This is a genomic window from Paenibacillus nuruki, assembly GCF_001721045.1.
GTDB lineage: Bacteria > Bacillota > Bacilli > Paenibacillales > Paenibacillaceae > Saccharibacillus > Saccharibacillus nuruki.
This window is the reverse complement of the sequence record NZ_MDER01000054.1, coordinates 1-9,589: the sequence shown is the minus strand read 5'-3', so window position 1 is coordinate 9,589 and position 9,589 is coordinate 1. Positions and strand designations below refer to the sequence as shown.

Genomic DNA, 9,589 nt, shown 5'->3' with positions numbered 1-9,589 from the left:
TTAAGGTACTTTGCGTTTATATACTAACAAATATAACAAAATATAAAAGATTAAAAGATTAAAAGATTAAAAGATTAAAAGATTAAAAGATTAAAAGATTATCAATAGTATAAAATAAATATAAAGTACGTTTTGTAGAGCTTAAATTTGTGAGAATAAGGTGATTATTCATTCTAAAAAAGTATAATGAGCGACTTTAAAACCAACTATCTAATATTCAAAACAAAATATCAAACCTTACTTAATAACAGCATTAAAAACAAATCGTTCTTACTACTCTATGGTTAAAGTAATCCTATATTTTATGATCTATACGGTTGTTAACCGATTATTATGTAAAAACTTCTCTAACTATCTGTAGATAGAAAGAGAAGTTTTTTTATACCATTATTTTATTTTTACTCAAAGTCAGACTGATCCACTAGAAGATAAATCTTCTAATATACCAATAATCGTATCTGCCTTATCCATTTCAACAATCTGTTTACCAATATGTCTACGTTCATCGGTTTGAAGTGCGGCTTTGCTATTAAATCCGATCATACGATTTGGAGGTAAAATAGCCATAAATGAGCGATGTTCTTCGCAGATAAAAGCACCAATGATACGATTACCATTTGGTTTGGATCGTTTACCTTCTTTGAACTCAAAGGTAGATAATCCTTTACCACCACGGCTTTGAGTCTGGTATTGCAATAATGAAGTACGTTTGGCATATCCAAGATCGGTAATGACCATCAATTGTCCGTCTTCTCCATCTACCCATAGGACTGCGGCGACTTCATCTTCTCCAACCAGTTGAATTCCACGTACACCTGTAGCAACCCGACCCATTGGATTGACTTCTTCTGCCCGGAAGCGAATACTCATACCTTCTTTAGTAATTAACATCAAATCTCTAGCTTGACCTGAACGGGTTACAGAGATAACTTCATCTCCTTCTCCAAGCTTACAAGCGGCTACTGCTCCTGAACGTTTGGTCGCATACTCTTTGATCTCTGTTCGCTTCACTTGTCCTCGCTTGGTCACAAAGATTAGATCGGCTTGTTCTTCTTCAAAATTACGAACAGGAACCATCGCCACAATTCGATCTTCACGAGTCATCGGGATAATATTAACAATCGCTTTTCCTGTTTCTTTCCATTTGAAATCAGGAATCTGGTGAACAGGCAATAAGAAGTATTGTCCCCGCTGTGTAAAGACAAGTAGATTATCTAGTGTATTTACATTCATCACTTCGCGAATATAATCATCTTCTTTGGCACCTGATCCACTACGTTCTCCGCCCGAGCGATTGAAAGACATCATATTCGTACGTTTAATGTAACCGTCATTAGAAAGACTCACCAGCACATCTTCCGAGTTAATCATGACTTCCAGATTAACTTTCAACTCTTCAACTTCATCTTGAATAATAGAACGGCGATTAATACCATGTTTATCATGAATTTCCATCAATTCTTTTTTGATCAATCCGACTAGCTTTTTATCGCTGCCAAGAATAGCACGGAAATTGGTGATTTTTTTCTGAATATCGTTTAGTTCTTTTTCAACTTGATTAATTTCTAAATTAGTAATGCGGTACAATTGCAAGGTTAGAATCGCATCGGCTTGGCGTTCAGTGAGGCCAAACATCCATTGCAAATTGTTTTGTGCATCTTGGCGGTTTTTAGACGCTTTGATCGCTGCAATGACTTCATCTAGTACATTGAGTGCTTTAGCTAGACCTTCAAGTACATGAGCACGATCTTCTACTTTATCCAGATCATGTTGTGTACGACGGGTAACCACTTCACGTTGATGCGCAATATACGCTTCCAGAATACTTTTTATTCCCATTTGTTGAGGCGCTTTGTTAACGATAGCTACCATATTGAAGTTATAGGTCACTTGTAGATCCGTTTTTTTGAGCAAATACGCTAGAATGCCTTGCGCATCTGCATCTTTTTTAAGCTCGATCACGATCCGTAGTCCATCACGTCCGCTCTCATCACGTACTTCAGCAATACCTTCTACTTTTTTCTCCAAACGGATATTTTCCATCGCTGTGACAAGACGTACTTTTACCACTTGATAAGGAATTTCGGTAATCACAATTTGCTGTTTACCGCCGCGTAGTGTTTCAATTTCTGTTTTAGAACGTATGTAGATACGCCCTTTGCCTGTAGAATAGGCATCACGAATCCCGTCTCCACCCATAATCGTACCACCTGTTGGGAAATCCGGGCCTTTGATATAGTTCATCAGTTCAGGCAATTCCATTTCAGGTTTTTCCATCAATGCAATACAACCTTCGATCACTTCACGCAGGCTGTGCGAAGGAATTTCTGTTGCAAAACCTGATGAAATTCCGCTTACGCCATTGACTAATAAATTAGGATAACGAGCTGGTAAAACGACAGGTTCTTGTGTCGTATTATCAAAGTTGTCTTTAAATTGAACCGTATTCCGATCAATATCACGTAAAATCTCCATCGCAATTGAAGATAAACGAGCTTCGGTATAACGCATTGCTGCTGCTGGATCATCATCAGGCGATCCCCAGTTACCATGGCCATCGACAAGCGTATGACTCATTTTCCAAGGTTGTGCCATTCGTACCATACCATCATAGATCGATGAGTCACCATGAGGATGATAGTTACCCATCACGTCACCGACTGTTTTAGCTGATTTGCGATATCCTTTTTCCGGTGTATTGCCTGAATCGTACATAGCATACAAAATACGACGTTGTACCGGTTTCAATCCATCACGAACATCAGGAATCGCGCGGTCTTGAATAATATATTTAGAGTAGCGACCAAAACGGTCTCCAACGATTTCTTCTAGAAATGCTGGTAAAAATTTATCGTTATTTTCAATAGCCATCCGTTCACCTTACCTTCCGAGCTTATCGCCGGATAATTTTGAAGCCGCCGCAGAGTACAGAGGGAAGTGAATACCATTCCAACCAAGCACGGTATGATGCTCACTTCCATCTGCACTAAAGCAGCGGCTCATTTAGTTTGATCATCCATCAAGATTACTTTTCTATATTACAGATACAATTATTTACTCAACATATTCCGTAAAGTCTACGTTTTCGACGATCCAACGTTTACGAGGATCAACTTTATCGCCCATTAATGTAGATACACGACGTTCTGCTTTGGCAGCATCTTCGATCTGTACTTTAAGTAATGTACGACTTTCAGGATTCATCGTTGTTTCCCATAATTGATCTGGATTCATTTCACCTAATCCTTTGTAACGTTGTAAATCTACATTTTTGCCGAACTCTTTCATCGACTGATTCAACTCTTCGTCTGTCCATACATAACGTTCTTGCGATTTTTTGCCGGCACGTTGAGAAATCTTGTACAGCGGAGGTTGAGCAATATAGATACGACCGTTGTCGATCAATTGCTTCATATAACGATAGAAGAATGTTAATAGCAACACTTGAATATGTGCACCATCGGTATCCGCATCGGTCATAATAATGATTTTGGAATAATTGCTATCTTCTATGGCAAATTCAGTTCCTACTCCTGCACCAATAGCAGAAATAATCGCCCGATATTCTTCATTTTTCATTACATCTGCAAGTTTGGATTTCTCTGGATTCATCGGTTTACCTTTGAGTGGTAAAATAGCTTGAATCTTGGAATCTCGTCCTTGTTTCGCAGAACCACCTGCCGAATCTCCTTCGACAATAAACAGTTCATTTTTGGAAAAATCTTTCGATTGCGCTGGACTTAGCTTACCGTTCAGATTCGAACTTTCGCTACGTTTACGTCCTGTACGCATATCATCACGCGCTTTACGAGCCGCTTCGCGTGCACGAGAAGCTTGAACTGCTTTTTTGATCAGCTTTTGAGCGACTTGTGGGTTTTCTTCGAGAAAGCGTTGCATATTTTCAGCGACTACCGCATCTACTGCTCCACGTGCGGAAGAACTACCCAATTGGTCTTTGGTCTGACCGACAAACTCTACATCTGACATTTTGACGCTTATAACCGCCATCATGCCTTCTCGTAAATCTCCACCTTCGAGGTTTTTATCTTTTTCTTTGATCAGTGCTGTTTTACGAGCATAATCATTCAATACACGAGTATATGCTGCTCTAAATCCTGTCTCATGTGTACCGCCGCCCCGTGTAGGGATGGAATTTACAAATGAAGCAAGCGTTTCAGTATACCCTGCATTGTACTGCATCGCTACTTCGACTTCGATATCTTCACGTTCGACATTGAAATGAATCACATCATGAAGAACATCTTTGCCTTCATTCAAAAACTCTACGAATTGACTAGCTCCGCCTTCATAATAAAAACGATCTTCTTTATCATTACGATCGTCTTTAAGTAAAATTTCTAAGCCTGAATTCAGAAAAGCAATTTCTTGCAGGCGCTCAGCAAGTGTATCGTAATTCAATGCAATTCCTTGTTGGAACACACGAATATCTGGTTTGAATGTAACTTTTGTTCCTGTAATTTTGGTTTTGCCAATGACTTCAAGACCACTTACAGGTTCACCTACATGCTCTTTTTCTTTTTTATCAACCCAATATTCAAAACGTTGACGGTGAATACCACCATCACGATAAATTTCTACTTCTAGCCACTCGGATAATGCATTCGTTACTGAAGCACCAACTCCGTGTAGACCTCCGGACTTTTTGTATCCTCCACCGCCGAATTTACCACCTGCATGCAAAATAGTAAATACAACTTGTGGTGTAGGTACTCCACTTTTATGCATTCCTGTCGGAATACCACGTCCGTTATCAAAAACCGTAACCGAACCATCTTTGTTCAGTGAAATCTCGATTTTTGAACAATGTTTTGCCAAATGCTCGTCAACTGCGTTGTCCACAATCTCCCATACGAGATGATGAAGCCCAGATGAACTTGTACTACCGATATACATCCCCGGACGTTTCCGTACGGCAACCAGCCCTTCAAGCACCTGAATGTCGTCAGCATCATACCCGGAAACTGGCGGATTAACATTACCACGGGATGAATTTGTGAGTGAATCGATCTTTTCGACCATTCATGGTCCCCCTCTTTAATCTAAATATTGCTTTGTTCTGTTTGACCTACGATTAGCATTATAAATCTTAGTCGAAAATTATACCATAGGTAAATCAATAATCGCGCTTGACCCCGAACCATCATATCATACGCTTTTATTTTGTCGACACTTTTGATTTACATAAAATGTAATTTATTCGATGGATAAATGTATAATGCAAACACATGTTCCTTTTATTCTTTAAGTGTAATCTAATCTTTTCATTTCGTAAACCCACTTGTCACATTATTCTACGATTTCCCATTATATTAGCTACAATGATCTTTTGTAAATAAACTTGCCTGCTGATCTTCATAAGATAAGCAGGCAATCATACTATACTTTTTAATTGAGCACATCTCTTTTGGTAAATACAGCAAACGAAACAATAACTGACGCTAATGCCCATACTGCCAATACGCCAAGCGAGAATGGTAATGTCATGCCTTCAATCGGTGCCGGGCTTCCTGATAAATAATTAGTCAGTCCCAAATTAACCATAAATAAATATTTAGCTGTGCTCCACGAAGCCGCCATATTGGTCAAAATGGTACCTGCAATCAATGCCGCCATCATAATAACGATACTGGCTGCGGTACTTCGTACTAACACAGATACCATAAAGGCAAGTAATCCGACGGTCAAACCGACAAACCAGATCAATCCCATTTGCATCAAAATAAATTGCCACTGGGCTATAGCATGTACACTACTCATATCGGTTCCTGTATCACCCGGCTGGAATCCGGTAAATACAGGAATGTTAAATCCACTGTATCCGAATGCTGCTCCTGAGATGACGTAGGAAATAATAAAGGTTGAGACGACAATCAGCGAGACAAACATCGTCAGCGTAATGAGTTTACTTAACAATACTTTCCACCTACGAATCGGCCTTGTAAGCAACATTTTGATCGTTCCGCCTGTTCGTTCCGCCGATACCAGATCAGAAGCAATCGTCATAATAAGCAGTGGGATAAATAAGCTACTGGAGTTATCCAGAAATTCGCGAGTAAATGTAACGCCACCCGGTTCATTCGGATTCACATCATTTTCTAAATAATATTGCATCTGTTGGACAAACACACGACGGTATTTTTTCCATTCTTCAGGTACACGATCACTACCTAATGAGTTCTGGTTATCTGTGATTGCTTGCTGTAATTCAACACGCCAATCTTCACCGAACTTAGTGCGATTTTCTTGGGCTTGACGCATCTGCGCATAAGTAAACATCGGTACCAGTACTAATAAAACCAATAGCACGACATAAAATCTTTTTTTCTTAATAATTTTTATCGTTTCATTCTGTACCAATGGCCATATACTATTCAATAAATTCACCTTCTGTCACACCCAGAAATAGTTGTTCCAATGTCGGGCTAAGTTTGCGTACATTATGAATCTGAATCCCTGCTTGCACAAGTGTAGCAATCGTTGTCGAAATGTATTCTTCAGGGGTTGCGGTGATAATAGAATGCGGTCGAAGTGATGCTGCTGTATCGTTATCCAAGTTAGAACTCTCCAGATCAAGCACTTGAATAGAAGGTATTGATTGAAGAATCTGTTCTCCTTGTGCTTGAGGTTCTAATTCCCATATCACGAGATGCTGTGTATCTTCTACCAGCTCTGTTACTCCACCTACAGCAATAACACTTCCTCGTCCCACAATCGCCACTCGATCACAAAGCAATTGAATTTCACTGAGTAAATGACTGGATACAAACACAGCCATACCTTGCGATGCCAGTTCGCGGATAAAAATACGCATATCTCGAATCCCTTTAGGATCAAGTCCATTGGTCGGTTCATCTAAAATAAGCAATTTAGGGCGACCTAACAACGCTTGAGCGATCCCAAGCCGTTGACGCATACCTAGTGAGTACTTGCTTACTTTATCGTGGATACGCTCATCCAGACGGACAATCTCGGTAACTTCTTGAATCCGCTTCTCATCGACACCGGGCTGCATCCGTGCAAAATGCTCTAAGTTTTCCCATCCTGTCAGGTAAGGATACATTTCAGGATTTTCAACAATTGAACCGACATAAGCCAAAGCCTTCTCCGGTTGCTTGGTCACATCGTAACCGCAAATATTGATCGTTCCTTCTGTGGGGCGAATCAGATTCACAAGCATTCGAATCGTTGTTGTTTTACCTGCACCGTTCGGTCCTAGAAAACCAAAAATTTCACCTGCTTTGACTTCAAAAGTGACATCTTTGATAATCCACTTTTTGCCGATTTTCTTTTTGACATGCTGGACAGATAATACAATCTCTTCTTGAGATGATACAGACTGCGAATCAGCCGTTACCATGGGATGGGTTGTTGTTAATTTAGAATCCATTATGATCTAGCTCCTCTCTCATTTCCATACAGGGTATACCTCATTATTCGATACTCTGGACGACACGTTCTGCAATTTGTTCATAACCTGTACCATTAGGATGGAAATGATCAGAAGATAAATATTTATTTAGATTTTGCTGAAATAAATCAAACGTAGGAATAAGCGACATATTGGATTGACTGTTAATAATATTCAGTGCAGTAGTATTCCATGCGGTTACAGCTTCATTACCAGGTACACGTATTTCAGGTAAATCAGAGAATGGGTTATACAGTCCGAGGTATAAAATATGAGCGTCTGGATTAATTTGAGCGATTCGCTCTAAGATTTGTTGTAATGTTTTGCTGGCTTTCGGTAAATTGGCAAGCAATTGTTGTTTGCTTGGCGCTTGTTGTGTATTACCAAGGGCTTCTCCAGCATTAAATAAATCATTAGCACCAATCGATACAAAAATCATATTCGATTGTTTCAATACATGTTGGACACCGGGCTCTTCTAATGAAGAAAGTACTGATGCTGTTTTTTGACCGTTAATGCCTAAATTAGCGATTAATTTAGCTTCTTTGCCGTTTTTTTGCAATAAGTCTACGGTTCGACGAGCAAATCCACTACCGTCGTCATCTCCTGTACCTTTAGCAAGTGAATCTCCTAAAACAGCGATTTGAAAAGATCCGTCTGTTGCAACAGTCGTTGCTGGTTTTGCTCCACTTGCTGTTGCGTCGGATGTATACGTGCTCCCTACAGGGTTTAATACATCAGAAATGGCATAAATAAAGCCGCCAATCAATACAATCGTGGCTACAATGGATGTGATGCCTGTGATTCGCCAGATACGCACTGACGATTTGGATGATTTCATTATTTGGCCTCCTGTGTTAGAAATATGAACAACATCTGCCACTTGGTATGATGACTCGCGGTTCATTTTAAGATAGGTTATCTATCTATTATATACAGTACGTGCACAACTTCCAAACAGTTAGAAACTATCACTTCTATTTTTCTGCAACTTCTTTCTTTTATTCATTTACCTATAAACAAATTACAAATTCAATTATATCCTTGTTTTGAACAATCTAGGTGCAGATAGGAAGACCGCTTTATAACATATTAGCTACTTTGAAACGACTTGAGTTCGATATATAGCTTACTTATTCACAAAAGAAAAGCTTAACTGACTTTATAGAAATGTCAGTTAAGCTTTTTATTATGATCCATGATAAGAATAATTAAACGAATCAACTATTATTAAAATTCTTCTGGTGTACGATATGTATACTGAGAATGCCAGCGACGATCATCTGTGGAACCTGTACCACCTGCAATTTCATATAAAGGTTTAAAATCAAGAATGATAATCTGTCTATTTTTTAATATAATCGTACCATCTTTTTGAAAATCGTTTAACGCTTTAGTCGCTGACTCTCTACCGATTCCAACCATATTTCCTAAATGCTGATGTGTAACTTTCCAGTTAATCAACGCACCTTCTTCCACTTGCTTTCCAAAATTAGCATATAAATCAAGCAATAAGTTAGCAATCCGAATACGTACATCCAAAAAAGCAAGATATTCAATCTTACGATCTGCTTGGGCCAACCGATCACTAACAACATAGAACATTTTTCGCAAAATGGATGGATACAGCTCAATAATTTCATCTAGTGCTTTTATTTTAATCATCCAAAGTGTAGTGTTTTGTAATGCAGATACTGAAGCAAGCCTTTTTTTATCATGATGTATAGCTTCTAATTCACCAATAGTTTGTCCCGGAAACTGATGACCCAGCACAATAATTCGATCTTCATCTTGACGATAAATTTGTAATGCTCCGCTTTTAATAATATACATTTCATCTGCTATATCGTCTTGATAGAATAGAACTTGATTCTTAGATAATGATCTCTTTTGAAAACGTGACAAAATAAAATCTTCATCTTGAATATTAATTCCTTCAAAAAAAGTAGTTTGTAAAACATGTTGATACATTAAAACATACCTTCCCTCACCCTTTCGACTTAAATAGTATTATACAAAATTTAGATTAATTATTATATAAGTGGATAATATTTGTAATGAAATATAAAAGCTCTTTGTATGTACAAAGAGCTTTCAAAAAATATTTTAAACTATATAGAATTGTTTAAACATTATGGAAATAAAATGGAAGATAAACTA

Annotated in this window: 7 protein-coding genes; all 7 read right to left on the bottom strand. The window is 38.4% G+C overall.

Annotation, left to right across the window (positions count from 1 at the left end):
- Nucleotides 1–408: 408 nt before the first annotated feature.
- Nucleotides 409–2,871: a DNA gyrase subunit A gene (gene gyrA, locus PTI45_RS15650; protein WP_069328540.1), complete on the bottom strand. Its 2,463-nt coding sequence runs from the start codon at nucleotides 2,869–2,871 to the stop codon at nucleotides 409–411.
- Nucleotides 2,872–2,880: 9 nt separating this feature from the next.
- On the bottom strand, nucleotides 2,881–3,003 hold the full coding sequence (locus tag PTI45_RS24555; RefSeq protein ID WP_273594302.1) for a hypothetical protein: 123 nt from the start codon (nucleotides 3,001–3,003) through the stop codon (nucleotides 2,881–2,883).
- Between the two features lie 51 nt (nucleotides 3,004–3,054).
- Nucleotides 3,055–5,040, bottom strand: coding sequence for a DNA topoisomerase IV subunit B (parE, locus tag PTI45_RS15645; RefSeq protein ID WP_069328539.1), 1,986 nt, complete (start codon nucleotides 5,038–5,040; stop codon nucleotides 3,055–3,057).
- 366 nt (nucleotides 5,041–5,406) lie between these two features.
- The gene (locus tag PTI45_RS15640; RefSeq protein WP_069328538.1) at nucleotides 5,407–6,396 is read right to left on the bottom strand and encodes an ABC transporter permease; all 990 of its coding nucleotides are present in this window, start codon (nucleotides 6,394–6,396) and stop codon (nucleotides 5,407–5,409) included.
- Complete coding sequence (locus tag PTI45_RS15635) at nucleotides 6,389–7,378, bottom strand: ABC transporter ATP-binding protein (protein ID WP_069328541.1); 990 nt, start codon at nucleotides 7,376–7,378, stop codon at nucleotides 6,389–6,391. Before PTI45_RS15635 ends, PTI45_RS15640 begins: the two co-directional genes overlap by 8 nt.
- A 73-nt stretch (nucleotides 7,379–7,451) precedes the next feature.
- Nucleotides 7,452–8,270: a GDSL-type esterase/lipase family protein gene (locus PTI45_RS15630; protein ID WP_069328537.1), complete on the bottom strand. Its 819-nt coding sequence runs from the start codon at nucleotides 8,268–8,270 to the stop codon at nucleotides 7,452–7,454.
- Between the two features lie 389 nt (nucleotides 8,271–8,659).
- Nucleotides 8,660–9,400, bottom strand: coding sequence for a Crp/Fnr family transcriptional regulator (locus PTI45_RS15625; RefSeq protein ID WP_069328536.1), 741 nt, complete (start codon nucleotides 9,398–9,400; stop codon nucleotides 8,660–8,662).
- Nucleotides 9,401–9,589 lie beyond the last annotated feature (189 nt).

Bases quoted from the DNA above. Each gene is read 5' to 3' on its own strand.
- gyrA (WP_069328540.1), bottom strand. From the start codon at position 2,871: ATGGCTATTGAAAATAACGATAAATTTTTACCAGCATTTCTAGAAGAA.
- PTI45_RS24555 (WP_273594302.1), bottom strand. From the start codon at position 3,003: ATGAGCCGCTGCTTTAGTGCAGATGGAAGTGAGCATCATACCGTGCTT.
- parE (WP_069328539.1), bottom strand. From the start codon at position 5,040: ATGGTCGAAAAGATCGATTCACTCACAAATTCATCCCGTGGTAATGTT.
- PTI45_RS15635 (WP_069328541.1), bottom strand. From the start codon at position 7,378: ATGGTAACGGCTGATTCGCAGTCTGTATCATCTCAAGAAGAGATTGTA.
- PTI45_RS15630 (WP_069328537.1), bottom strand. From the start codon at position 8,270: ATGAAATCATCCAAATCGTCAGTGCGTATCTGGCGAATCACAGGCATC.
- PTI45_RS15625 (WP_069328536.1), bottom strand. From the start codon at position 9,400: ATGTATCAACATGTTTTACAAACTACTTTTTTTGAAGGAATTAATATT.